This window comes from Bradyrhizobium sp. USDA 4472 (assembly GCF_054058595.1).
Genome location: NZ_JBSSAM010000001.1, coordinates 2,309,829 through 2,335,625 on the forward strand (window position 1 = coordinate 2,309,829; position 25,797 = coordinate 2,335,625).

Sequence of the window (25,797 nt, forward strand, 5' to 3'; positions counted from 1 at the left end):
TCTCCACTCGTCGCCGGATGGCGCCCCGGCCGGTGGATATGGATTCCGGGCTCGCGCTTCGCGCACCCCGGAACGACCAAGAGATGTTGGTGCGCTATCGGCTCAGACTTCCACCCCTTCATGCCGCAACAGCCAGCGTTTGCGCTCGAGACCGCCGCCATATTTCACCAACGAGCCATCAGCGCCGATCAGCCGATGGCAGGGCAGCACCACGCTGATCGGATTGGAGCCGTTGGCGTGGCCGACCGCCCTGATAGCCTTGGGCATTTCGATCTTCGCCGCAAGCGCCCCGTAGCTCATCGTCGTGCCTACAGGGATCTTCGCGAGTGCGGTCCAGACCTTTTGCTGGAATGGCGTGCCGGAGATGCGCCATTCGACGCGCAGGAGCTGACCGAGATCACCCTCGAAGTAAGCTGACAGCGCGGTCTTCATGTCGGTCGGCGCAGGTCGATCAAGCAGGTTCACGGCGCCATGATGCAGGCGCAACAGCTCGCGCATGCGGTGCTCGTGGTCATCCCAGTCGAGCGCACGCAACGCGCCTGCGCTATCGGTGACGAGCAGCGCGATCCCGATCGGCGTCACCAGCCGGTCGAGGCCGAAGCTTTCAGGGGTTTTGGTCGACCGAGCGGCCATCGCGACACCATTGCAGCGAAACACGTTTCGCACTTGCCACGCCTGATATGCTAAGGTCCACCCGAAAGCTGACGCTTTTGGGGGAGCTCAACTTGGTTCTGGTCGCGAATTGTCTGGTGGCGCTTGTCGCCGCGCTGCACGCCTATTTCTTGCTCCTGGAGATGTTCCTTTGGGACAAGCCGCTTGGCCTGAAGACATTCCGCAATACGCCCGACAAGGCCGCGATCACCAAAGTGCTGGCCGCCAATCAGGGGCTCTATAACGGCTTCCTCGCCGCCGGCCTGATCTGGGGCGTTGTCCACGGCAACCCGGCCTTCGCATTCCAGATCAAGCTGTTCTTCCTCGCCTGTGTGATCGTGGCCGGCGCTTATGGTGCGGCGACCGTCAGTCCGCGCATCTTGATCGTGCAGGCGCTGCCGGCGGCGATCGCACTGGCCGCCTTGTTCTTGGCCTGAACCTGAACTCTCGGCCCAAGCCCTGAGACGGCGCAACGCCGCGATCCCCGGGCGCGGCCTGCCCGTCCTCCACACGCTTCGGCAGCGATGGCGACCGTTGTATCCAGCGGGAAAAGACCGTCGGCCGGAAATTCCGCCAGGAGGAACAAGTTAATTGAGCCATCGAATGACCGTCCGATTGATGTGTCCCACCCTACGAACGGTCAGCGCTTCCCCACCTTGCCTTGCAGCAGGCACTCTTCCACACTCTCCCCCAGCGATGGCGTCGGAGGCACAGTGCGCCCGGCAGACCGTCTGCAATAACAAGCTGAGGGAATCGCGAATGAGGAACGGAATCCTGCATCTGGCCACGGCAGCGTCGCTGACCTTGGCGCTATCGGTCTCCGCTGCCAATGCCCAGAAGAAATACGATCCTGGCGCCAGCGACACCGAGATCAAGATCGGACAGACCATGCCGTTCTCGGGACCGGCGTCGGCCTATTCGTCGATCGGCAAGACCCAGGCCGCCTATTTCAAGATGATCAACGACCAGGGCGGCATCAACGGCCGAAAGATCAATCTGATCCAGTATGACGATGCCTATTCGCCGCCGAAGGCGGTGGAGCAGATCCGCAAGCTGGTCGAGAGCGACGAGGTGCTCCTGACCTTCCAGATCATCGGCACGCCCGTGAACGCGGCCGTGCAGAAATATCTCAATTCCAAGAAGGTGCCCCAGCTGTTTGCGGCGACCGGTGCCTCCAGGTTCACCGATCCGAAGAACTTCCCCTGGACCATGGGATTCAACCCGAACTACTTCGTCGAAGGCCGTATCTACGGTCAGTACATTCTGAAGGAGCATCCGGACGCCAAGATCGGCGTGCTCTATCAGAACGACGACCTCGGCAAGGACTATCTGAATGGCCTCAAGGCCGGCCTCGGCGACAAGGCCGCCAAGATGATCGTGACCGAGGCGTCCTACGAGGTCTCTGACCCCACGGTCGATTCGCAGATCCTCAAGATCAAGGATGCCGGCGCCGATCTGTTCTTCAGCGCGACAACGCCGAAGCAGGCTGCGCAGGCGATCAAGAAGATCGCTGAAATGGGCTGGCATCCGACCCAGATCGTCGACATTAACGCCACCTCGGTCGGCGCCGTGCTGAAGCCGGCGGGCCTTGATGCCGCCAAGGGCCTGATCAGCGTCAACTACGGCAAGGAACCACTCGATCCGACCTGGAAGGACGATCCGGGCCTGAAGAAGTATTTCGACTTCATGGCGAAGTACTATCCCGATGGCGACAAGGACTCGAACTTCAACACCTACGGCTACAGCACCGCGCAGTTGCTGGTGCATGTGCTGCAGCAGTGCGGCGACGACCTGACCCGCGAGAACGTGATGAAGCAGGCCACTTCACTGAAGGACTTTGCGACCGACACCGCGTTGCCCGGCATCAAGGCCAACACCTCGCCGACCGACTATCGCGTCAACAAGCAGCTTCAGATGATGAAGTTCAATGGCGAGCGGTGGGAGCTGTTCGGCCCGATTCTGGAGGATTCGAGTCCGGCGGGTTAGTTCTCGAAAACATTGCCACAACGACGTCATGCCCGGGCTTGCCCCGGGCATCCACGTTTTGGAGGCGGGAGAAGGCTGCATGCCCCGGGTCAAGCCCGGCCATGACGAGACTCAGGTCGGTATCTCTCCAAAATTCTTTCCAACCGGCAGCACGGAGTGGCGGATCAGCCGGGAGTCTTCCACCGCAGCCTGGCGGTGCTTTACTGCCTCGCGGTAGACAGGGTCGCGGATCATCTCGACGAAGGCGGCGACGCCGGGATATTCGGCGATGAAGCAGTGGTCCCAGCGCTCGTCTTGCGGTCCGATCAGCATCAGCTCGAACCGGCCTTGCCAGACGATGCGGCCGCCGAGGCGCGTGAACACCGGGCCGCTTTCGCGGCCATAGGCCGCATAGGCTTCGGCGCCGCTCGCCTTTCTGCCATCGGGATAGGCCGCCTCCTTGCGCAGCCGCACCAGGTTCAGCATGTGGATGGGGCCGGGGCGGTCGTTGTCCCGAAATTGCGCAAAGATTTCCTTGGTCGGATCGACGTGGCCCATGCGTGTTCCCTCTTCTTTGTGGCTGCGATCCTAGCTGCGCGGCTGAACCAGCGGAACTGCGGCCGGGGAATGCCTCATCTCCTAACCAGACATTAAGTACGGGGTAACCGGGCCTTAAACAGCGGTCGCTAGCGTGGGAGCGGGGCGGGGTGACCGGGCGTTTTGCGTATGGGGTCGGCAAAGAAAAAGGGGGGGCGGAAGGAGCCGTTGTTCGGCCTGCCCGCGGCGCTCGCCGATCTGCGCCTCACGGCGGCCGACCGCATTCCCGACGCCGGCGACGACAAGCCGAAAAAGCCCAACAAGCGCAAAAGCGAACCTGCCGACGACGAGCCGCCGCGCGAGCGCAAGGCACCGGCCAAAAACAGCGGCGGGAAGCGCCGGTCGAAATCATCCATCAGCGCGGGCCTCGGGCGCCTGGTTTATTGGGGCGTCGTGCTGAGCCTGTGGGGCGTGATCGCCGTGATCGGCGTCGTGATCTGGGTCGGCGCGCACCTGCCGCCGATCCAGTCGCTTGAAATTCCCAAACGCCCGCCGACCATCCAGATCGTTGGCATGGACGGCAGCCTGCTCGCGCAGCGCGGCGAGATGGCCGGCGCCAACGTGTCGCTGAAGGACCTGCCGCCCTATCTGCCGAAGGCGTTCATCGCGATCGAGGACCGCCGCTTCTACTCGCATTTCGGCGTCGACCCCGTCGGCATCCTGCGCGCGCTCGTCACCAACGTGCTCCATCGCGGCGTCTCGCAGGGCGGCTCGACGCTGACGCAGCAGCTCGCCAAGAACCTGTTCCTGACCCAGGAGCGCACCGTGCAGCGCAAGCTGCAGGAGGCGGAGCTCGCGATCTGGCTCGAGCGCAAGCACTCCAAGAACGAGATCCTGGAGCTCTATCTCAATCGCGTCTATTTCGGCTCCGGCGCCTACGGCGTCGAGGCCGCCGCGCAGAAATATTTCGGCAAGCCGGCGAAGAACGTCACGATCGCGGAAGCCGCGATGCTGGCGGGCCTGGTCAAATCGCCGTCCCGCCTGGCGCCGAACCGCAATCCGGAAGGCGCGGAAGCGCGCGCAAAAGTCGTGCTCGCGGCGATGGCGGACGCCAACTTCATCACCGAAGCGCAGGCCCAGGCCTCGATCGGCCATCCCTCCTACAATGTGAAACCTGTCGGCGCCGGCACCGTCAATTACATCGCCGACTGGATCGGCGAGGTGCTGGACGATCTGGTCGGCCAGATCGACGACAGCATCAAGGTCGAGACCACGATCGATCCGAAGCTCCAGGCCGTGGCGGAGAGCGCCATCATCGACGAGCTTGCGGCCAAGAGCGTGAAGTTCAATGTCAGCCAGGGCGCGCTGGTGGCCATGACGCCCGACGGGGCGGTGCGCGCAATGGTCGGCGGGCGGAACTATTCCGAGAGCCAGTACAATCGCGCGGTCAACGCCAAGCGCCAGCCGGGCTCCTCGTTCAAGCCGTTCGTCTATCTGACGGCGATGGAGCAGGGCCTGACGCCCGACACCATCCGCCAGGACGCGCCGATCGAGGTCAAGGGCTGGAAGCCCGAGAACTACACGCATGAATATTTCGGCCCGGTGACGCTGACGCAGGCTCTGGCGATGTCGCTCAACACCGTCGCCATCCGCCTCGGCCTCGAGGTCGGGCCGAAGAACGTGGTGCGCACCGCGCACCGGCTCGGCATATCCTCGAAGCTCGAGCCCAACGCCTCGATCGCGCTCGGCACCTCCGAAGTCTCCGTGCTCGAGCTGGTCGGCGCCTATGCGCCGTTCGCCAATGGCGGCTTTGCGGCGGTGCCGCATGTCGTGACGCGGATCAAGACGCTCGACGGCAAGCTGCTCTACATGCGGCCTGCCGACGAGCATAGCCAGGTGATCGAGCCTCGTTACGTCGGCATGATGAACACGATGATGCGGGAGACGCTGATCTCGGGCACGGCGAAGAAGGCCGAGATCCCGGGCTGGCAGGCGGCGGGCAAGACCGGCACCAGCCAGGATTACCGCGACGCCTGGTTCATCGGCTACACCGCGAACCTCGTCACCGGCGTCTGGCTCGGCAACGACGACAACTCGCCGACCAAGAAGACCACCGGCGGCGGCCTTCCGGTCGAAGTCTGGACCCGCTTCATGCGCGCCGCGCACGAGGGCGTGCAGGCGGTGGCCCTGCCGAACCCGCAAAGCAATTGGGGGCCGTCGAACCTCGTGCAGGTCTCCTCGCAGGTCTCGCCGCCGATACAGGCAGCGGCCGCGCCCGGATATTCACCTGGACCTGCACCGGCGCCGGTCGGCACGAGCGGCTATCGCGCGCCGCCGCTGCCGACGCGCACCAATGTCAATGCACGGCCGGAAGCGGCTGCCGGGCTTGATGGCTGGCTGATGGACCGGCTGTTTGGTGGAAATCGATAGGCCCTAAAACAAAACGCGAAAACAACCCCATGCACAGTAGGCGGGGTTATCGAATCGCTCACCTCGACGGCAGCTCTCCGTTGCGATAGATTGCCGCAGGGTGAACCGATGCGCCGACGGCTGAAGAACTTTCTACCTATAGTCCTGATTGCCCTGTTGGTGCAGATCTTTGCGCCGATCGGCGCGTGCTGGGCGGCGAGCTTTACGGCCTCCGATCCAGTTGCAGACGCGATCATCTGCCACGGTGGTCCGACAGACGGGGCCGGGCAGGACGATCAGACTGGCCACCGCGCGCACGATGGCTGCTGCGCTGCTTGCAGCGTGCTCCAGACCGGCGCGCCGATCGACACCCCACAGATATCAAGCGCGATCGTGATCGATCGCCCGACGAGCCAGGTCGCCTGGCAGGATTTCGCGCTGGGCGCTTCCGGTTCGAGAACAGCTTCCGAGGCCCAGGCGCGTGCACCGCCGTTTCTGTCGTAAAGCCGCGCGGCCACTGGCCGCTGAGACCTTTACGCATCAACGCTTGCGGAGATTCCCATGCTTATCCGTCATGCGCGTGCAGCCTTGCCAGGGCTCGCCATCGCGCTCGTTCCCCTTTCTGGAAGCACCGCCCACGAGATCGTCGGCAATCGCTTCTTTCCGGCCACGCTGACCATCGACGATCCCGGCGTCAATGACGAGCTGGCGCTACCCACCGTCGACAGCTTCCACACCGGCGACGTTCCGCCGGTCAGGCAGCGCGACGTGTCCAGCGAGTTCGCCAAACGGATCACCGAGGATTTCGCGATATCGTTTGGTACGACCTACACCTTCCTTGGTCCGATCGATCCGACGGTGCCCGGAGCCAACGGCTTCCAGAATCTCGACACCACGTTCAAGTATCGGGTGTTCAAGAACGCCGAGCATGAGTTCGTGCTGTCGGCTGGGCTCAGCGTGGAATGGGGCGGGACCGGGTCTTCGACCGTCGGCGCGGAGCCGTTCAATCACTACGTACCGAACATCTATTTCGGCAAAGGGCTCGGCGATCTGCCGGACACGCTGTCCTGGATCAGACCGGTCGCGATCACCGGTCAGGTGGGCTATTCGATTCCGGCCAGAAACTTCACGACGACCTTTGGCATCGATCCCGACACCGGTTTTCAGACCGTGGATACCGAGTTCCACCCGCGAGTGCTGAACTGGGGCGGGAGCATTCAATACAGCATGCCCTATCTGAAATCCGCCGTGGTTGATCTCGGCCTGCCGGATTTCCTTAATCACCTGATCCCGCTGGTCGAGGCCAACTTGCAGACGCCGGTCGCGAACACCTTGACTTCGGGAAGGTTGACGACGGGCACCATCAATCCCGGGGTGATCTGGGCCGGCACCTATTTCCAGTTCGGCATCGAGGCGCTGATCCCGATCAACCGGCAGAGCGGCAGCAATGTCGGCGTCATCGCGCAACTGCACTACTACCTCGACGACATCGACCCGCATGGGATCGGTAAGCCGCTGTTCGGCAGCGCGGTCCAGCCCGCCAGCCCGTTTCCGAGGTAATTGACCATGCAACGCTCATCTTTGATTGGAATCACTCCGCTCTTGCTTGTGCTGGCAACCAGCGCCGCGCAGGCGCATGCCTTTCTGGACCACGCCGAACCGCGCGTCGGAAACAAGGTCGCAAGCCCCCCGCGAGAGGTGACCCTCTGGTTCACCCAGAAGCTGGAGCCCGCCTTCTCGAGCGTCACTGTAACGAATGCGGCCGGTGAGCGCGTCGACAGCGGGAAACCCCGCGTTAGCGGCGAGCAGATGTCAATCTCGCTGCGTGCCGGGGGTGCAGGAACCTATCGTGTGAACTGGCATGTGCTTTCCGTGGATACGCACACCACAGAGGGCAACTTCACCTTCCAGGTCGGCCAGTAACGCCAGCGGGAAATTCGATGAGCTGGTTCGAGGCGGGGATTGACGGTCCGATGGTGGTCACCCGTGCAATCCATTTCGCCGCGTCGGCGATAACGGCCGGCGTGGTGATGTTTCGTGCCTTCGTCGTCGAACCTGCACTACGGTCGTCACCGGCTGGCCATACCATGGTCCGAGCCCGCATCGCGGCGCTCACTTGGACAGGGCTCGCTGTCACAGTCGTGACCGGTCTCGTTTGGTTTGTCCTTCAGGCCATGTCGATGACGGGCCTTGCCGGCGCAGACGCGTTGAGATCGGGCGCGATGCTCACCGTCGCCACGGAGACCCAATTCGGATTGGTCTCGGAAGTCCGTGCCATGCTGGCGCTCCTGCTGGCGGCCTCGCTGGTGGTCAACCAGTTTGTCCTGTCGCGTTTGCTTGCGATCCTGGCTGCGTTGGGGCTGGTCGGGGCCATCGCCTGGACCGGGCACGCCGGCTCGACGCCGGGAGAATTAGGGAGTCTGCACCTCACCGCCGACGTGCTGCATCTGGTCGCCGCCTCGGCCTGGATCGGAGGCCTGTCTGGCCTTTCAATTCTGTTCGCAGTCGGGCGGCGCCGTTCGGCTTCCGAGTGGGGACCCGTGCAACTTGACGCCGTTGGCAGGTTTTCAATCCTCGGCATGATCAGCGTCGCTGCCTTGATCTCATCGGGAATCGTGAATGCGTGGATTCTCGTCGGATCGTTCCACGCTTTGCTCGTGACCGACTATGGACAATTGCTGCTCCTCAAGATCGCGGTCTTCGTGCTCATGGTCGGCCTGGCCGTAGTCAACCGGTTCTGGCTGATGCCTCAGCTCGCATCGGTCACGAAGACCGAGGCGCATACCAACGCGCTTGCGGCGCTCACACGCAACACGCTCATCGAGAGCGCGTTAGGATTTGCGATCTTTGCCGTGATCGGAGTGCTGGGCACGCTGCATCCGGCCATCCACTTGGTGAAGTGATCATCGCCGGCTGCGCCAAATAGTCGGTTCTCCGCGAAGGTCCTGTATTGGCCCATCGCTGGATATTGCGATGCCGCACGAGCTTCGTCGTGACGGGCAAAGCGGACGTAGCCTTCGTCGCATCAGGCCGCTGGGTTTATGGGTAGAGGGCCTAATCCTCGACCCCGTACCGGTGCAGGTCATTGCCGTACGTGTCGAGCCACTTCTTGGCGCGCTCCATCGACGGACAGATCTTGCCGCAGACACGCCAGAAGCGGGCGGAGTGGTTCATCTCGACGAGATGGGCGACCTCATGCGCGGCGAGATAGTCGAGCACGTAGGGTGGCGCGAGGATCAGGCGCCAGGAGAACGACAGTGAGCCGGCCGAGGTGCAGGAGCCCCAGCGGCTCGACTGATCGCGGATCGAGAGCCGTTTCACCTTGACGCCGAGCTCGGCGGCATGGGTCTCCGCCGAACGCTGCAGATCCTTGCGCGCCTCGCGCTTGAGGAAGTCGCTGATGCGGCGATCGACATGCTCGAGACCGCCGGCGACGCAGACAATGCGTTCGCCGCTGTCGCGAATTTCGGTCCACACGGTGCCGCGGCTGCCTGCGCGATGCACGATGCGATGGGAAACGCCGCGGAGCGGTATCACTGTGCCAGGCTGGAACGGCGCCGCCTTCGGCAAACGACCGAGACGTGCCGCGATCCACGCACCGTGACGCTGCGCGAAGTCCTTGGCTTCAGCGAGCGTGCCTCGGGGTGGGATGGTGAGGATGGCTTCGCGATCACTCGGATGAATTCTGAGCGTGTAACGCCGCGCACGGCGATGCCTGCGCAGCCTTATCGCAAAGAATTGCGATCCATGGGTGATGACGAGGGTCTTCGGTTCGTGAGGCCGACGGTAGAGGAGCGCGCGAGTTGCCATGTCTGTCAGTCCAGGGAGCAGGAGATCGCCCGGATTCTGCCATAACCGCCGCCAGGGAAAGCGCTCGGCGCAAAAACAAATCATTTGCCCAATATACAGGGGTTCTACAGTCCGGAGACCCTACAGACTGGGGTTGGAACCGGCTTTTTTCTCCCCCGCCGGATGCATGCGGCGCCCCCAAGGGGTGAGGATTGACTCACTCCTACATCGCTACCTAAATACCGCGAATCTGGCGGAAGCCTGACCCTCCCGGAGCCGCCGAGAGGACCCCTGATTTCGACGGGAAAGCCGAAATCAGAGCTTATTCCGCCGCAAGCGCCTGCAATGAAGTCGGATTCGCAGCCGAGACCATGAAGTCGTGAATCCGCGGCACGATCTCCGACTTGAAGCGCGAGCCGTTGAACACGCCATAATGTCCAACACCCTTCTGGACGTAATGAACGCGGCGATGATCGGGTATGGAGCTGCACAATCCGTGCGTTGCTTCAGTCTGACCGAGGCCGGAGATGTCGTCGTTCTCGCCCTCCACCGTCATCAACGCGACGCGCGTGATCTTGGAAGGATCGACGCGAGTTCCACGATGCATCATCTCGCCCTTCGGCAACGAGTGCTTCACGAAAACGGTGTCGACCGTCTGCAGATAATATTCGGCCGAGAGATCCATGACCGCGAGGTATTCGTCATAGAACTCGCGATGCTTGTCGACGAGGTCGCCGTCGCCCTTCACCAGATTGGCAAAGAGCTGCTTGTGGGCGTCCATGTGCCGGTCGAGATTCATGCTGATGAACCCGTTCAGCTGCAGGAAACCCGGATAGACGTCGCGCATCATGCCCGGGTGCGGAAACGGCACCTTGGTGATGACGTGATTGCGGAACCAATCGATGCCGCGCTGCTGGGCAAGATTGTTCACTGCGGTCGGATTGCGTCGGGTGTCGATCGGACCACCCATCAGCGTCATCGAGGTCGGCACGAAGGGATCGCGCCGCGCTTCCATGATCGAGACGGCGGCGACGACGGGGACGGAGGGCTGGCACACCGCCATGACATGGGTGTTGCCGCCCAGCACATGCAGCATCTCGATCACGTAGTCGATGTAGTCGTCGAGATCGAAGCGGCCTTCGCTCAAGGGCACCATGCGGGCATCGGCCCAGTCGGTGATGTAGACCTCATGCGCCGGCAGGAAGGCCTCGACCGTGCCACGCAGCAGCGTCGCGTAGTGACCGGACATCGGCGCCACGATCAGCACCCGCGGCTGCGGACTGCGCAAGGGGCGGGCGAATTTGCGATCGAAGTAGAGCAATCGGCAGAACGGCTTTTCCCAGACCGAGCGAACCTCGACGGGGACGCGGGTGCCGTTGACGTCGGTGTCGTCGAGGCCCCATTCCGGCTTGCCGTAGCGGCGCGTGGTGCGCTCGAACAATTCGCAGGCCGCGGCCACCGACTTGCCAACCTCGGTGCGCGCCCAGGGATTCAGCGGATTCTGAAACAGAAGCTTGGTCGCATCGGTTACCGCACGTGCCGGATTGAGAGAGGCCTGCGCCATCTCGTACATCCAGTACATCGGCGTGGTCAGGACCGGGCTGCCTTCTGCTGCCAGGGGCGGCGCGCCGCCAAACTCACCAATCGGCATGATAAAATCCTCTTCGCATCGCAGCATACTGCCGAATGCGCAATATTGCGTCAATGCATGGTTCCGTACATCTACGGGGGCGAAGCGACCAAATCGAACTAAATCCACGGGAAAGTGAGGTTATTCGCCACCCGACAACAGCGAGCCGTGTTTCCTGGCGCTGCGCAACAGGGCAAGGAATGCCCCGAAAGAAGCCACCAGAAGACCTGCGTTGATGGCCAACGCTTCAAGCATCAAATCGGTCCGAAAAGTGTTCTCGATCAGGAGCGCGCGCATCCCCTCGAACACGTAAGTCGGCGGCAGCGACCAGGCGACGTATTGCAACCAGCCGGGCAGCACGCTGACCGGATAATAGATGCAGGCGAGCGGCATGATTCCGAACATCAATGTCCAGACGATGCTTTCGGCGCCCAGGCCATTCCGCAGCACCAGCCCCGAGACGAAGATGCCGACCGACCAGCTGGTGAAGATCAGATTGCAGAAGAAGGCGATCAGCGGCAGGCCGAGGCTGTAGACATTGAAGTGAAAGAAGATCAGCGCGAGCAGCGTCATCGGGATGACGCCGATCGCGAGCCGGATCAGGCTCATCGCCATCAGCGAGAGCAGAAACTCGATCGGCTTCAGCGGGCTCATCATGAGGTTGCCGAGGTTGCGCGCCCACATCTCCTCCAGGAACGAGATGGAAAAGCCGAGCTGGCCGCGGAACAGAATGTCCCAGAGAATGACGGCCCCGATCAGCGTGCCACCGGCGCGCGCGAAGAAATTGGCGTTCTGCGCGATGTAGAGCTGCAGGAAGCCCCAGGTGATGATCTGGAGCGCCGGCCAGTACAGCAGCTCGAGCAGCCGCGGCCAGGACGACATCAGCAGATACCAGTAGCGCAGGATCATCGCGCCGATGCGCTGCACGGAAATACCGCCGTGGAGGGACAGTTCGCTCATCTCGCCCCCTCTTTTGCGCCGTTCACCCGCCCGCGCGCGACGTCCAGGAACACCTCTTCCAGCGTGGTGCGGTTGTAACGGGCCATGATGGCATCAGGCGTATCATCGTCCTCGATGCGACCGCGCTTCATGATGATGACGCGGTCACAGAGCCGCTCGACCTCGAGCATGTTGTGCGAGGCCAAGAGGATGGTGGCGTTGTTGTCCTTGCGGTAGCGCTCCAGATGGCCACGGACCCAGTCGGCCGTATCAGGGTCGAGCGAGGCGGTCGGCTCGTCCAGCAGCAACAGTTCGGGCTGGTTGATCAGCGCCTTCGCCAGCGCGACGCGGGTCTTCTGTCCGGCCGAGAGCTTGCCGTTGGCGCGGTCGATGAAGTCGTTGAGATCGAGGTCGTCGGCCAGCTTCGTGATGCGATCGGCGAGGTGCCTGACCGCATAAAGCTTGCCGAAAATCGTGAGGTTCTGGCGCACCGTCAGCCGCATCGGCATGTCGACATAGGGGCTTTCGAAATTCATCCGCCCCAGCACGGCCGCGCTGTCCTCCGGCATCCGATGCCCGAGCACGCGGACGCGGCCGGAGGTCGGCAGCACCAGCCCCATGATCATCGCGATGGTGGTGGTCTTGCCGGCGCCGTTGCCGCCGAGCAACCCGGTGATGCTGCCGCGGGGCAGCGAAAAGGAGATACCGTCCACCGCGCGGGTCTGCTTGTAGACCTTGACGAGGCGATCGACCGCGATGGCCGCGGACGAAATGTCATCCGCGACAGTCGGCGGGCTTGAAGCGTTGTCATTCCCGGTCATGCTGGAGGCGTTCTTCCGCCATTGCGCGGTGGAGCGCAAGACTTGACGTCCGAGACTTCCGTTCCGTGGACTGCACCGTGATCGCCTATGGATTTCACGACTCTTCGGGCTTGCTCCGCCTCTCCCGCTTGCGGGAGAGGCCGACGTGCTCGCAGAGCACGGCGGGTGAGCCACGCGGGGACATCCTCCGCAATCCCGATGCGGAGACACCCCCATTCCAACCCCCGCAAGCGGGAGAGGGAGCCGGCCGCCGATGCCGCCATATGATGCACACCATATGCGATCGCACTGGCATGGACATGGGACAAGCGTGTTTGTGATCGGACACGTACATCGCTAGATTGACCGTGATGACCGAGACCGCTGCTTCCGACTTCCGTCCTTCGCAACGTCACATCCGCCTGGACACCATCCTGCGACTGCGCTGGCTCGCGGTGCTGGGCCAGCTCGCCGCAATCTTCATCGTGGCGCAGGGGCTGGAGTTCGAGGTCGAGATCGTCCCCTGTGTCAGCATCATCGGCCTGTCGGCCATGCTCAATTTGGTGCTCCAGACCGCGATCAATCCGATGCGGCGGCTGGAGCCGATCCATGCGGCCGCGCTGCTGGCGCTGAACATCCTGGAACTGGCGGGCCTGCTGTTCTTCACCGGCGGATTGCAGAACCCGTTCTCGTTCCTGTTCCTTGCGCCGGTCTTGATCTCGGCTACCGCGCTGCCGGCCCGGCTCACTTTCGCCCTCGGCCTTTTGGCCGTGGCCTGCGCCTCGATCCTGTTCTTCGTTCATTTCCCGCTGCCCTGGGACTCCGAAGATCCCGTGGTGCTGCCGCCGATCTATCTCCTTGGCGTCTGGCTTTCGATCGTGCTCGCGATCGGCGTCACCAGCCTCTACTCGTTCCAGGTGACCGAGGAGGCGCGCAAGCTCGCCGACGCGCTCGCCGCGACCGAGCTGGTGCTGACGCGCGAGCAGCATCTGACCCAGCTCGACGGTCTCGCCGCCGCCGCCGCGCATGAGCTCGGCACGCCGCTCGCCACCATCTTCCTGATCTCGCGCGAGCTCGAGAAGACGGTGAAGGACCCGAGCTTTGCCGCTGATCTCAAGACCCTGCGCGAACAGACGCAACGTTGCCGCGACATATTGAGCAAGATCACGCAGCTCTCCTCGGCCGGCGCGCCGTTCGACCGCATGAAATTGTCCGAGCTGATCGAGGAGGTGGTGGCGCCGCACCGCGATTTCGGCGTCGACATCAAGGTCCGGATCGCGGTGGCCGCCGCGACCGAGCCGGTCGGATCGCGCAATCCCGCGGTGCTCTACGGTGTCGGCAACATCGTCGAGAATGCCGTCGATTTCGCGCATACCACGGTCGAAGTGAATGCGTGGTGGAACAACGACACCATCGAGATCATGATTTCCGATGACGGCCCGGGCATTCCGCCCGATCTCATGAACCGCATCGGCGAGCCTTACCTGTCGCGGCGCCGCACCCAGGATGCCGGCGGCGGCCTCGGGCTCGGCGTGTTCATTGCCCGCACACTGCTCGAACGCACCGGCGCCAAGGTCTCGTTTACCAACAGGACCTTTCCGGACCACGGTGCAGTGGTCCAGATCGCGTGGCCGCGCCGGCGTTTTGAGGCTATCGAGAGCCTCGAGGAAACAATAGGATAGGCCGCGACCTTGCGTCGCATGCGAGGCCCGGTCGACTATTGGCGGCCTTGGCACCGCCTGATTGCGACGCCATATGGAGATGCGCAGGAGAGAGGACAAAACCTTGAACGCCATCACTGAGCTGAACGAACAGACCGACCGCTCGCTTCTCATCGTGGAAGACGACAAGCCGTTTCTGGAGCGCCTGTCGCGCGCCATGGAGACACGCGGCTTTGCGGTGACGTCATGTGACACGGTCTCGGATGGTCTGGCGCAGATCGGCAAGTCCGCACCCGCCTACGCCGTGGTCGATCTCAGGCTCGGCGACGGCAACGGCCTCGATGTCGTCTCCGCGCTGAAGAAGAAGCGCCCCGAGGCCCGCGCCATCGTGCTGACAGGTTATGGCAACATTGCCACAGCCGTCACTGCGGTGAAGATGGGGGCGATCGATTATCTCTCGAAGCCCGCGGATGCCGACGACGTCGTCGCCGCGCTGCTCTCGACCAGCGATGAAAAATCGGAGCCGCCGGCAAATCCGATGTCCGCCGACCGCGTGCGCTGGGAACACATCCAGCGCATCTACGAGATGTGCAACCGCAACGTCTCGGAAACCGCGCGCCGCCTCAACATGCACCGGCGGACGTTGCAGCGAATTCTGGCCAAGCGTGCGCCGAGGTAACGGGTTTCGGAGGGTGGGTTAGCGAAGCGTAACCCACCTCTTTCATATCCTCGGTCGCGAAAGTGGTGGGTTACGCCTTCGGCCAACCCACCCTACGGCAGCTGCGTTTGCGGCGCCGCTATTCCCAGAAATCCGCGTGGCCCTGCGGATCGACCAGTCGATTGATCCGCAAGGCCGCTGCCATCGCAAACCGCACCGTCATCTGCTTGCGCGTTGCAGCTGCGATCTTGTGCTCGGGCGCCTCGCAATGCAGATGCGCGCCATAGGCATCCGCGATGATCAGGCCGGTGTCCTGAGGAAAAATCTCGCAGGGCAGATCCTGCGTGAAGGCGAAGAACAGGCGGTCGCAATGGGCACGGTATGCGTGCCATTTCTGGTCGGCGCGCAAATCCTCGACCGATGATTTGATCTCGACGATCCAGATCTCGCCGCGCTCGTTCAAGGCCACCAGATCGGCGCGCCGGCCAGACGGCAACGGCAATTCGCTGATGCAGGAAAACCCGAGCGAACGCAACAGCCGCGCCGTGCCGCGCGCGATCGCGAGCGCCTTTTCTGATTGACGACGATCCGGCGGCGGCACGAGGGCGATGTTGCGGGCGGGGTTGTCCATCGGGGGAAAGTAGCCGATTCCCCCCTCAATGTCGTCCCGGCGCAAGCCAGGACGAGGGAATGCGGAACCGCGTTGGTGCCCAAAACTTATCACGCAGCCGCCGCACCTCGGCGGAACCACCGAGGCTGCGACCCATGATCGACGATCTCTGGTACAAGAACGCCATCATCTATTGCCTCTCCGTCGGCACCTATATGGATGCCAATGGCGACGGCATCGGTGACTTCAAGGGCCTGCAGCGCCGGCTCGATTACCTGCACGGGCTCGGCATCACCACGATCTGGCTGATGCCGTTCCAGACCTCGCCCGGCCGTGATGACGGCTACGACATCGCCGATTATTACAGCGTCGATTCCCGCTATGGCACGCTCGGCGATTTCGTCGAGTTCGCGCAAGGCTGCAAGCAACGCGGCATCCGCGTCATCATCGACCTCGTCGTCAACCACACCTCCGATCAGCATCACTGGTTCAAGGAAGCGCGGCGCGACCGGAATTCGCCCTACCGCGACTGGTACGTCTGGTCGGACAAGAAGCCTGCGAACGCCAACAAGGGCATGGTGTTTCCCGGCGTGCAGAAATCCACCTGGACACGCGACAAGGAAGCAGGCGCCTACTACTTCCATCGCTTCTACGATTTCCAGCCTGATCTCAACACTGCCAACCCGCAAGTGCAGGCGGAGCTTCTGAAGATCATGGGCTTCTGGATCCAGCTCGGCGTCTCAGGCTTCCGCATGGACGCCGTGCCCTTCGTGATCGCGACCAAGGGCGCGAAGGTGAAGACGCCGGTCGAGCAATACGACATGCTGCGCACCTTCCGCGAATTCCTGCAATGGCGCGAGGGCGACGCCATCATCCTGGCCGAAGCCAATGTGCTGCCCGGTACCGACATGGAGTATTTCGGCAGGGACGCCGACCGCATGCACATGATGTTCAACTTCCACGTCAACCAGCACTTGTTCTATGCGCTGGCCTCCGCCGATTCGCGGCCGCTGGCGAAGGCGCTGAAAGCGACCAAGCCGCGGCCCGCCTCCGCGCAATGGGGCCTGTTCCTGCGCAATCACGATGAGCTCGATCTCGGACGGCTCACCAGGGCGCAGCGCGACTGCGTGTTCAAGGCGTTCGGCCCCGACAAGGACATGCAGCTTTACGATCGCGGCATCCGCCGCCGGCTCGCGCCGATGCTCGGCGGCGATCGCCGGCGGCTCGAGCTTGCCTACAGCCTGATGTGCACGCTGCCGGGAACACCCGTGATCCGCTATGGCGACGAGATCGCGATGGGCGACGATCTCTCGCTGCCGGAGCGCAATTGCGCGCGCACGCCGATGCAATGGTCGACCGAGCCGCATGGCGGCTTCACCAAGAGCGACAAGCCGGCGACCCACGTCATCGACAAGGGGCCGTACGGCTACCCGCACGTCAATGTCGCCAAGCAGCGGCGCGATCCCAACTCCATGCTGAACTGGACCGAGCGCATCATCCGCATGCGCAAGGAGGTGCCGGAAATCGGTTGGGGCGATTTCACGGTGATCCCGGCACGCGACCCCGCCGTGTTCATCATCCGCTATGACTGGCGCAACAATTCCGTGCTGTTCGTGCACAATCTCGACGAGAAGCCGCGCGAGATCGCGTTCTCGGTGGGTCTGCCCGGCGGCGCCGGCAAGGACCTGATCAATTTGCTCGCCGAAGACCACAGCCATGCCGACAAACGCGGCCGGCACCGCGTCGTGCTGGAGCCCTATGGCTATCGCTGGTACCGCGTCGGCGGGCTGGATTATCTGCTGAAGCGGAGCGATGTGGACGGAAAGAGAGTGAACGGGCGCGGGAGGTAGCACTACAAGCCGCTGTCATCCCCGCGAAACGCGGGGATAGGGAGGAATTTGGGGCGGCCGGCAACTCCGACTCCTCGCCAGGCTTCTCCCTGTGGGTATGGATCCCCGATCTGCGCTTCGCTCGTCGGGGACGACAGTGGCGAATGACGCTGGCGCCGTACTCCCTCGTTCAGCTTGGCGGCACCACCACCACGCCCTCATTGCCCCGCAAATCCAGCACGCCTTCCAGCCGCTCGCCCTCACGATCGAGGAACGTCGAGAGCAAAATCTCGCTGCCGAGGCTGATGGCGCTGGTAGTGACTGCGATCGGCTCGGGGCCGAGATTGAGCACGACAATGAGCGCCCTGCCCTCGGCCTCGCGGCGATAGATCAACAGATCGCCTTGCGCGGCGATCGGATAATAGCTGCCGGCGACCAGCGGCGCCGAGCTCTTGCGCAGCGCGATCAGCCGCTTGTAGAGACTGAGGATCGAGCGCGTATCGGCCTCGAGATTGACGACGTTCTCGTGAACATGATCCTCCGGCAGCGGTAGCCACGGCTTCACGTCCGAGAAGCCGGCGAACTGCGACGCATCCCACTGCATCGGCGTGCGGCAGCCATCGCGGCCGACGCCGATGCCGGGCACGTTCTTCTCGAAGGGGTCGCGAACATCCTCCGGAGCGATCGCGAGCTGATGCATGCCGATCTCGTCGCCGTAATAAAGCGTCGGCGTGCCGCGCAGGGTCAGCAGCAGCATGGCGGCGATGCGGGCCTGCTCGGGCCCGACACGGCTGGCGACGCGCGGGCGATCGTGGTTGCCGAGTACCCAGTTCGGCCAGGCGCCTTTGGGCAGCGCCTTCTCATACTCCTCGATGATCTTCTCGATCGAACGCGCGCTCCAGAAGGTCGAGAGCAGTGCGAAATTGAACGGCATCTGCGCGCCGGTGAGATCATTGCCGTAATAGGCCATCAGGCGGTGCAGCGGCAGATAGATCTCGCCGATCAGCACGCGCGCGGCATAGGCATCCGTGACGCGCCGCATCTCGGCGATGACATCGTGCACCTCCGGCTGGTCGGTGGAATATTGCGTGAGAATCTTTTCGTTCGGCGGCCGGCCCTCGACATATCGCGGGTTCGGCGGATTATCGCGGAATTCCGCGTCCTTGATCAGATGCCAGATCACATCGACGCGAAAGCCGTCGACGCCCTTCTCCAGCCAGAACCGCATCACGTCGTAAATCGCGGCGCGAACTTGCGGGTTGCGCCAGTTCAGGTCGGGCTGCTGGGCGAGGAAGGCGTGGTAATAATATTGGCCCGTCGCCTCATCGAACTGCCACGCGCTGCCGCCGAACTCGGACAGCCAGTTGTTCGGCACGCCGCCACCGGGCGCCGGATCGCGCCAGATGTACCAGTCGCGTTTGGGATTATCGCGCGAGCCGCGGCTCTCGACGAACCAGGGGTGCCGGTCGGAGGTGTGGTTCGGCACGAGGTCGAGGATCAGCTTCAGACCATTGTCATGCGCGGCTGCGAGCAGCGCATCGAAATCCGCCATGGTGCCGAACAGCGGCTCGATGCCGGTATAGTCGGAAATGTCGTAGCCGAAATCGGCCATCGGCGACGGAAAGATCGGCGACAGCCAGATCGCGTCGACGCCGAGCGATTTCACGTAAGGCAATCGACGCAAGATGCCGGCGAGATCGCCGACGCCGTCGCCATCACTGTCCTGAAACGAGCGCGGATAGATCTGATAAAAGATGCCATCGCGCCACCAGATATCGCTGCCCTGTGCCATGCCGGAAAGACCATCCAAATCTGCGTCTCGCGCGGGAGAACGCGGCAGCAACGCCCCGGTTCAAACTGGCAAGCGAATTGGGACGGCCGTGTGACCTTCCCGGCTTCTGTTCCGTATGGTCCCCCACCACTATTTTGCTTGGCGGCGCAGCAAAAATCGGCATTGTGCGGCCATGACCGAGCAAAATGACACCCGACAGGCCAAGGCCGGCGCGATCATCGTCCCCGTGACGCTGTTCGAGCAGAACTGCACCATCATCTGGGACGAACCCGGCAAGAAGGCCGTGGTCATCGATCCCGGCGGCGACGTGCCGAAGATCCTCGAGGCGATCAAGCAGACCGGCGTCAGAGTGGAGAAGATCTGGCTGACCCACGGCCATATCGACCATGTCGGCGGCGCGGCGGAATTGCGCGATGCGCTGAAGGTGCCGATCGAAGGCCCGCATGCCGCGGACAAGTTTCTGCTGGATAACGTGGTCGAGAGCGGCGCGCGCTTCGGCATGACCGGCGTGCGCAATTTCGCGCCGGACCGCTGGCTCAGCGAAGGCGACAGCGTGTCGATCGGCGGCCTGACATTCGATGTTTTGCATTGCCCGGGCCATTCGCCGGGCAGCGTGGTGTTCTTCAACAAGGCTTTGCGCTTTGCCCATGTCGGCGACGTGCTGTTCGCCGGCTCGGTCGGACGTACCGATCTGCCCGGCGGCAATCACGCCACGTTGATCAACTCGATCAAGACCAAGCTGCTGCCGCTCGGCGACGATGTCGGCTTCATCTGCGGCCACGGCGCCGGCTCGAACATCGGCCAGGAGCGGATGACCAATCCGTTCATCACCGGCGAGATGTGAGCAACCGGCGCGCTACTTCATCAAGCCCGCGGCCGTGAGCGCGCGGGTGATGATCTGGCCGAGATCGAAGCCGCGCCCCTGGTCGCGCGTCGCCTCGGCCTTCTCTTCGGCGACTTTCACACGGATGGTGCGGGCGAGATGAGGGGCGGCCGAGCGTGCGGGCGCAGGCATTGCGTCCGCCTTCTTCGCGTCCTGAATCCAACCGGTGAGGCCGAAGAACTTTGCGATGTGATAGGATGAGGAGATGCCGGCCTCGATCAGGAACGCACCTTCGACGCCGTAGCGCTGGTCGTTGTCGGCAAGCCCAAGCGGCGTGCCGTGGGCCATGCCGGTGATGGCGTAGGACTCGACCAGCGTCTCGCCATCCTTGTTCCACCAGGACTGGCGCGGATAACCGTCGACATTGGTCTCGGCCATCGGCGTCATCGGCAGGTCGTGCAAGTCGAGCCATTGCTTGACGATCTCGTTGGCATTGCCGGGATTGACGGTGCGATCGGCGCTGCCATGCCACACCGAGATCTTCGGCCAGGGCCCGCGATGGTTGGAGGCCCGCCGCACCAAGTCGCCGAGCTCCCGCCCGGGTCGCTCAGGCGAATGGAACATGCCGTCGAGCGCCTCGCGCAGATTCGAGGCGATACCATACGGCAATCCAGCGATGACCGCGCCGGCGGCGAATAGTTCCGGGTAGGTCGCAAGCATCACCGAGGTCATGCCGCCGCCGGCGGAGAGGCCGGTGATGAAGATGCGCCGGGGATCGATGCGCTGCGTCGCGACCATATGCGCGATCATCTCGCGGATCGAACGCGCCTCGCCGCTGTCGCGTGCGGTGTCCTCGGGATTGAACCAGTTGAAGCAGGTGTTGCCGTTGTTGATACGCTGCTGCTCGGGCATCACAAGCGCAAAGCCATAGTGACGCGCGAGCGTCGACCAGCCCGCACCGAGATCGTAAGACGCCGCCGTCTGGCCGCACCCATGCAGCACGACGACGAGCGCGTGCGGCTTCTGCAATTGCGCCGGCACGAACGCGAACATGCGCAGGTCGCCTGGATTGTCGCCGAAGCCGGTCACTTCTTCCAGCGGGCTGGAGCTGCCGGCGCCTGCGCCGAAATCAGGCAGGCGCAGACCGTCCAACCTCGGCAGACGTCTCAAGAAGTCGACATTGCGGGCAAGCGACACGGCAAATTCCTGGTGGGCAGCTTTCAACGTTTACCCAGACCAGATAGTTGCTGCGGTGCAAAATGAAAAGCCCGTGTGCTGTCGCTCAATCCTGGAACGCGCCGAATCCCGCAGGAATCCGCAGGTATTAACCTTAGCGCCTCAACTTCGTGCACATGCGCGGCGCATCCACGTCAGGAATGCGGCTGACGTCATGATTAACGCGGCAAATAGAATGAGCGAGACGAGGAAAGCTGCACGCGCTGATTGCAGCGCTTCGATCGCGAAGAACACCGCGCCGATTGCGGCCACTCCGGCCGCATTTCCGATCTGCGCAATGGTGCCGTACAGACCGGACGCCGAGCCTGCCGCGACAGGCTTGACGGTCGAGAGCACCGCGCCTGACAGCGGCGCCATCACGAGGCCCTGACCGTAGCCGAAGATGATCATGATGAGCGCGAGCAGGACCGGGGCCGGAGCATTGATGGAGCCCGTAACAAGCGCAAGCGCGGCGAGGCCTGCGATCTGCAACGCGCAGCCTTCGATCAGGACCTTGGTGCCGCGATGCTTCGACCGCGCGCCGCTGTGGCGCGAGGCCACGACGAAAGCGAGCGCGAGCGGAATGAATGCGAGGCCCGCGGCAAGCGGCGCAATCTTCAGGCCACGCTGCATGAAGAGCGTCATCACCAGATAGAACGACAGATTGGCGACGAAGAAGAAGAACGCGGCGCCCAGGCCGCGCAGGAAAGGGGCATCCGCCAGCAGCGTCAGATCGATCAGCGGCATACCGCCGGCGCGGGCAACCGCGTGCTCAAGCTTGATGAAGACAAACAGGATCCCGCCGCCGATCGCCATGACCGCCCACAGCCACCACGCCCAGCCGACATCGTGGCCGAACAGCAGCGGCCCGATCAGGCACAGCAATCCTGCGAACAGCACCACGCTGCCCCGGATGTCGAGCCTTGTACCAGCGCGGCGCGGCACCGACGGCATGATCCACCAGGAGGCCGCGGCGATGACGACGCCACAGGGCACGTTGACGAAAAACACCGAGCGCCAGCCGGTATGCGCAAGATCGATCGTGACCAGCAGGCCGCCGAGCAGGAAGCCGGCGGCGCCGGCGAGCCCGAGCGCGATGCCGTAGATGCCGAAGGCGCGGCTGCGCGATTCGTCGGTGAACAAGAGATGCAGCGTCGCCAGCACCTGCGGCACCATCAGCGCCGCGGTCGCGCCCTGCGCCAGCCGGGCGATGATCAGCTCCGTGCCTGAAAGCGCCAGCCCGCACCACAACGAGGTCGCGGCGAAACCGAGCACACCAGCGAGAAACACGCTCTTCGTGCCATGGATATCGCCGAGGCGACCGCCGGTGACGACCAGCGTCGCATAGGCGATCAGATAGATCGCGATGACCGATTCGATCTGCGCCGGCGTGGCACGAAGATCCACGGCGATGGTCGGGATCGCGACGTTGACGACGAAGGCGTCGACGCCGAACATGAATTGCGCGGCGACGACGATCGCCAGCACCCACCAACGGCGGGTCGTATCGACGGGCTTTGTGACGGTCTGATGCATTTCGCGCGGCCCCGGTATGATGGCCGCCCGATCATTCCAGACCGCGCACGGTGCCGCGATTACCTCTGAGGTAGGACATGCCCGCATTCCGCTGCGCGGGACATCGCGCGATTGCGTTCGCGTGCGCCACCAACTAGCCTTTGCCTCAACGAACAGAAAAGACAGCCGGAGAGAACGCCATGGCGCGCCTGAAATTTGGAGCTTTCCTCGCCCCGCATCACCCGATCGGGGAACATCCGATGCTCCAGTTCCGGCGCGATCTCGACCTGGTCGAGCAATTGGATGCGCTCGGCTATGACGAGTTCTGGTGCGGCGAGCATCATTCCTCCGGCTGGGAGATGATCGCCTCGCCGGAGATGTTTCTGGCTGCGGCGGGCGAGCGCACCAAGCGGATCAAGCTCGGCACCGGCGTGGTGTCGCTGCCCTATCATCATCCCTTCAACGTGGCGCAGCGCATGGTGCAACTCGACCACATGACCGGCGGCCGCGCCATTTTCGGCTCCGGCCCGGGGGCGCTCGCGTCGGACGCGCACACGCTCGGCATCGACCCGATGACGCAGCGCGACCGCCAGGACGAGGCGATCGGCGTGATCCGCCGCCTGTTCAACGGCGAACGCGTCACCGCCAGGAGCGACTGGTTCACGATGAACGACGCGGCGCTCCAGATCCTGCCGTTGCAGGAAGACATGCCGTTCGTGGTGGCCTCGCAGATCTCGCCGTCAGGCATGACCCTGGCGGGCAAATACGGCATCGGCATCATCTCGCTGGGCTCGACGACGACGCAGGGGCTGATGTCGTTGCAACAGCAATGGCAATTCGCCGAGGACTCCGCCAGGAAGCACGGTACCACGGTCAGCCGAGCCGACTGGCGCGTGCTGCTCGCTTTCCATATCGCCGAGAGCCGCGAACAGGCGCGCAAGGAGGCCGGCGCCGGCCTCATGCGCTGGCACAATGAATATAACGTCGGCACGCTGCAACGGCCGGGCCTCACCGCATTCTCCTCGCCCGACGAGGCCGTGGACAAGACCGCCTTCGTCGAGGACGCCGCGTCCACCATCGGCACGCCCGACGATCTCGTCAAAACCATCAAGCATGTGATGGAGGTGTCGGGCGGTGTCGGTGCCATCATCGGCTTCGTGCACGACTGGGCCAATCCCGAAGCCACCCGCCGGAGCTGGGATATGGTCGCCCGGTACGTCGTGCCGGAGATCAACGGCTATATCGACGGCTTGCGCAGATCGCAAAAATTCGTGATCGAGAATCGTGCCATCTTCGAGCGTGCGGGGCAGGCCGTGATGGCCAAGATCATGCAGAACGAAAAGGCCGCCGAGGCACTCAAAGTGACCGGCCCCGGCCGCGTCGCCATTCCCGCCGTCAATGCGCCGGATCTGCAGTCGGAAGCGGCGAAGCGATAGGCCGGTTTCCGCCGTGTGTACTCCGCGCAAGGCGACCCGAATTGTGCTATGTAGGCACGGCCAACGGGAGCAATCGTCATGTCCATGCAGAATGTGGCCGCACCTGCGCTCGCCTACACGGCGCCCAAACGCAACGAGCTGACACACATTCCCGGCGACGAGGGCTGGCCCATCATCGGCAAGACCTTCCAGGTGCTCGCCGATCCCAAGGGACACGTCGAGGCGAACGGCGCCAAATACGGGCCTGTCTACCGCACTCATATCTTCGGCGAGACCAATGTCGTGCTGCTTGGCCCGGAGGCCAACGAGCTCGTGCTGTTCGACCAGCAGAAGTTGTTCTCGTCGACCCATGGCTGGAACAAGGTGCTCGGCCTGCTGTTTCCGCGCGGGTTGATGCTGCTCGACTTCGACGAGCACCGGCTGCACCGCAAGGCGCTCTCGGTCGCGTTCAAGTCAGGACCGATGAAGTCCTATCTGAGCGACCTTGATCGCGGCATCTCCGCGCGCGTCGCGCAGTGGAAGGCCAAGCCTGGCGAGATGCAGCTCTATCCCGCGATGAAGCAGCTCACGCTCGATCTCGCGGCTGCGTCTTTCCTCGGCGCCGACATCGGACCCGAGGTCGATGAGATCAACCGCGCCTTCGTCGACATGGTGGCCGCCGCCGTCGCGCCGGTCCGCAGGCCCCTGCCGGGCACGCAGATGGCAGCCGGCGTGCGGGGGCGCAAGCGCATCGTCGCCTATTTCCGCGAGCAGATTCCGCTGCGCCGTGGCAACCATGGTGGCGACGATCTGTTCTCGCATCTGTGCCGCGCCACCCACGAGGATGGCGCATTATTGTCCGAGCAGGACATCATCGACCATATGAGCTTCCTGATGATGGCGGCGCACGACACCCTGACCTCGTCGCTGACGTCCTTCATCGGCGAGCTCGCCGCCAATCCGCAGTGGCAGACCAGGCTGCGCGACGAGGTTGTTGCGCTTGGGCTTGCCCCGGACGCGCCGACCAGCTTCGACGATCTCGACAAAATGCCGCTGTCGGAGATGGCCTTCAAGGAGGCGCTGCGGATCAAGCCGCCGGTGCCCTCGATGCCGCGCCGCGCGATGCGCGATTTCACCTTCAAGGGATTTACGATTCCCGGCGGCACCGCGGTCGGCATCAACCCGCTCTACACGCATCATATGAGGGACATCTGGCCGGAGCCTGACAGGTTCGATCCCTTGCGCTTCACCGAGGAGGCCCAGCGCAACCGTCACCGCTTCGCCTGGGTGCCGTTCGGCGGCGGCGCGCATATGTGCCTCGGCCTGCACTTCGCCTATATGCAGGCGAAATGTTTTGCCCGGCACGTCCTGCAGAACATCGAGGTGTCGCTCGAGCCTGGCTACAAGCCGGACTGGCAGATGTGGCCTATCCCGAAGCCGCGGGACGGGCTCAAAGTGCGGGTGAAGGCGGTTTAACGCTCGGCTCTCGTGTCCCGGGCGCGCCGCAGCTCGTAGCGCTGCTGCTGGCTCCAGTTGCGCCGGCCAGCGATCACAATTTT

The 25,797-nt window shown here is 63.5% G+C and carries 23 protein-coding genes; 13 read left to right on the plus strand and 10 right to left on the minus strand.

All coding sequences use genetic code 11. The features are described from left to right. Positions 1–102: 102 nt before the first annotated feature. Positions 103–633, minus strand: a complete 531-nt coding sequence (locus ACVWZ4_RS10510; protein ID WP_456738258.1) for a methylated-DNA--[protein]-cysteine S-methyltransferase — start codon at positions 631–633, stop codon at positions 103–105. A 47-nt stretch (positions 634–680) separates the two neighbouring features. Here ACVWZ4_RS10510 and ACVWZ4_RS10515 point away from each other — a divergent pair, with 47 nt between their 5' ends. Both ACVWZ4_RS10515 and ACVWZ4_RS10520 read left to right on the plus strand, forming a co-directional pair. Then, complete coding sequence (locus tag ACVWZ4_RS10515; RefSeq protein ID WP_456700702.1) at positions 681–1,088, plus strand: DUF1304 domain-containing protein; 408 nt, start codon at positions 681–683, stop codon at positions 1,086–1,088. A gap of 322 nt (positions 1,089–1,410) precedes the next feature. Further along, complete coding sequence (locus ACVWZ4_RS10520) at positions 1,411–2,637, plus strand: ABC transporter substrate-binding protein (protein WP_456700701.1); 1,227 nt, start codon at positions 1,411–1,413, stop codon at positions 2,635–2,637. Positions 2,638–2,748: 111 nt separating this feature from the next. Here ACVWZ4_RS10520 and ACVWZ4_RS10525 read toward each other — a convergent pair whose 3' ends face one another. Next, the gene (locus tag ACVWZ4_RS10525; protein WP_456700700.1) at positions 2,749–3,174 is read right to left on the minus strand and encodes a DUF1330 domain-containing protein; all 426 of its coding nucleotides are present in this window, start codon (positions 3,172–3,174) and stop codon (positions 2,749–2,751) included. Between the two features lie 168 nt (positions 3,175–3,342). Here ACVWZ4_RS10525 and ACVWZ4_RS10530 point away from each other — a divergent pair, with 168 nt between their 5' ends. The 5 genes from ACVWZ4_RS10530 (at position 3,343) to copD (ending at position 8,465) form a co-directional block, all read left to right on the plus strand. After that, positions 3,343–5,583: a transglycosylase domain-containing protein gene (locus tag ACVWZ4_RS10530; protein WP_456763454.1), complete on the plus strand. Its 2,241-nt coding sequence runs from the start codon at positions 3,343–3,345 to the stop codon at positions 5,581–5,583. 108 nt (positions 5,584–5,691) lie between these two features. Further along, entirely contained in the window at positions 5,692–6,066 is a 375-nt protein-coding gene (locus ACVWZ4_RS10535) for a DUF2946 domain-containing protein (RefSeq protein ID WP_456740249.1), read from the plus strand. A 57-nt stretch (positions 6,067–6,123) separates the two neighbouring features. Further along, on the plus strand, positions 6,124–7,122 hold the full coding sequence (locus ACVWZ4_RS10540; protein WP_456740250.1) for a hypothetical protein: 999 nt from the start codon (positions 6,124–6,126) through the stop codon (positions 7,120–7,122). Positions 7,123–7,128: 6 nt separating this feature from the next. Further along, the gene (locus ACVWZ4_RS10545) at positions 7,129–7,485 is read left to right on the plus strand and encodes a copper resistance CopC family protein (protein ID WP_456700696.1); all 357 of its coding nucleotides are present in this window, start codon (positions 7,129–7,131) and stop codon (positions 7,483–7,485) included. Positions 7,486–7,592: 107 nt separating this feature from the next. After that, positions 7,593–8,465: a copper homeostasis membrane protein CopD gene (gene copD, locus ACVWZ4_RS10550; protein ID WP_456742203.1), complete on the plus strand. Its 873-nt coding sequence runs from the start codon at positions 7,593–7,595 to the stop codon at positions 8,463–8,465. Between the two features lie 151 nt (positions 8,466–8,616). Here the strand turns inward: copD and ACVWZ4_RS10555 are convergent, their stop codons facing one another. The 4 genes from ACVWZ4_RS10555 to ACVWZ4_RS10570 form a co-directional block, all read right to left on the minus strand. Next, positions 8,617–9,456 carry a M48 family metallopeptidase gene (locus ACVWZ4_RS10555; protein WP_456700694.1) on the minus strand — a complete coding sequence of 280 codons (840 nt, stop codon included), beginning with the start codon at positions 9,454–9,456 and terminating at the stop codon, positions 8,617–8,619. A gap of 217 nt (positions 9,457–9,673) precedes the next feature. Beyond that, complete coding sequence (locus ACVWZ4_RS10560; protein WP_456700693.1) at positions 9,674–11,002, minus strand: polyhydroxyalkanoate depolymerase; 1,329 nt, start codon at positions 11,000–11,002, stop codon at positions 9,674–9,676. A gap of 120 nt (positions 11,003–11,122) precedes the next feature. Next, on the minus strand, positions 11,123–11,941 hold the full coding sequence (locus ACVWZ4_RS10565) for an ABC transporter permease (RefSeq protein ID WP_456700692.1): 819 nt from the start codon (positions 11,939–11,941) through the stop codon (positions 11,123–11,125). After that, a complete protein-coding gene (locus ACVWZ4_RS10570; protein ID WP_456736650.1) occupies positions 11,938–12,741 on the minus strand; it encodes an ABC transporter ATP-binding protein in 804 nt (267 codons plus the stop codon). The genes ACVWZ4_RS10565 and ACVWZ4_RS10570 overlap by 4 nt, the downstream gene beginning before the upstream one ends. 350 nt (positions 12,742–13,091) lie before the next feature. On the opposite strand from ACVWZ4_RS10570, the gene ACVWZ4_RS10575 reads away from it, so the two are divergent. Continuing rightward, a complete protein-coding gene (locus tag ACVWZ4_RS10575; RefSeq protein ID WP_456740252.1) occupies positions 13,092–14,402 on the plus strand; it encodes an ActS/PrrB/RegB family redox-sensitive histidine kinase in 1,311 nt (436 codons plus the stop codon). A gap of 103 nt (positions 14,403–14,505) precedes the next feature. Next, entirely contained in the window at positions 14,506–15,060 is a 555-nt protein-coding gene (locus tag ACVWZ4_RS10580; protein WP_456700690.1) for an ActR/PrrA/RegA family redox response regulator transcription factor, read from the plus strand. A 118-nt stretch (positions 15,061–15,178) separates the two neighbouring features. Here ACVWZ4_RS10580 and ACVWZ4_RS10585 read toward each other — a convergent pair whose 3' ends face one another. Beyond that, on the minus strand, positions 15,179–15,670 hold the full coding sequence (locus ACVWZ4_RS10585; RefSeq protein WP_456740253.1) for an MmcB family DNA repair protein: 492 nt from the start codon (positions 15,668–15,670) through the stop codon (positions 15,179–15,181). Between the two features lie 134 nt (positions 15,671–15,804). On the opposite strand from ACVWZ4_RS10585, the gene ACVWZ4_RS10590 reads away from it, so the two are divergent. Continuing rightward, positions 15,805–17,499: an alpha-amylase family protein gene (locus ACVWZ4_RS10590; RefSeq protein ID WP_456700688.1), complete on the plus strand. Its 1,695-nt coding sequence runs from the start codon at positions 15,805–15,807 to the stop codon at positions 17,497–17,499. 169 nt (positions 17,500–17,668) lie between these two features. Here ACVWZ4_RS10590 and ACVWZ4_RS10595 read toward each other — a convergent pair whose 3' ends face one another. Beyond that, the gene (locus ACVWZ4_RS10595; protein ID WP_456700687.1) at positions 17,669–19,270 is read right to left on the minus strand and encodes an alpha-amylase family glycosyl hydrolase; all 1,602 of its coding nucleotides are present in this window, start codon (positions 19,268–19,270) and stop codon (positions 17,669–17,671) included. Positions 19,271–19,442: 172 nt separating this feature from the next. Here ACVWZ4_RS10595 and ACVWZ4_RS10600 point away from each other — a divergent pair, with 172 nt between their 5' ends. Then, positions 19,443–20,114, plus strand: coding sequence for an MBL fold metallo-hydrolase (locus tag ACVWZ4_RS10600; RefSeq protein ID WP_456740254.1), 672 nt, complete (start codon positions 19,443–19,445; stop codon positions 20,112–20,114). Between the two features lie 12 nt (positions 20,115–20,126). On the opposite strand, the gene ACVWZ4_RS10605 is transcribed toward ACVWZ4_RS10600, so the two are convergent. After that, positions 20,127–21,290, minus strand: a complete 1,164-nt coding sequence (locus ACVWZ4_RS10605) for an extracellular catalytic domain type 1 short-chain-length polyhydroxyalkanoate depolymerase (RefSeq protein WP_456740255.1) — start codon at positions 21,288–21,290, stop codon at positions 20,127–20,129. Positions 21,291–21,431: 141 nt separating this feature from the next. Beyond that, positions 21,432–22,844, minus strand: a complete 1,413-nt coding sequence (locus tag ACVWZ4_RS10610) for an MFS transporter (protein ID WP_456740256.1) — start codon at positions 22,842–22,844, stop codon at positions 21,432–21,434. A gap of 179 nt (positions 22,845–23,023) precedes the next feature. On the opposite strand from ACVWZ4_RS10610, the gene ACVWZ4_RS10615 reads away from it, so the two are divergent. Together ACVWZ4_RS10615 and ACVWZ4_RS10620 are read left to right on the plus strand one after the other, a co-directional pair. Further along, positions 23,024–24,259, plus strand: a complete 1,236-nt coding sequence (locus ACVWZ4_RS10615) for an LLM class flavin-dependent oxidoreductase (protein WP_456740257.1) — start codon at positions 23,024–23,026, stop codon at positions 24,257–24,259. 78 nt (positions 24,260–24,337) lie between these two features. After that, a complete protein-coding gene (locus ACVWZ4_RS10620; RefSeq protein WP_456700682.1) occupies positions 24,338–25,714 on the plus strand; it encodes a cytochrome P450 in 1,377 nt (458 codons plus the stop codon). The last annotated feature ends 83 nt before the right edge of the window (positions 25,715–25,797 follow it).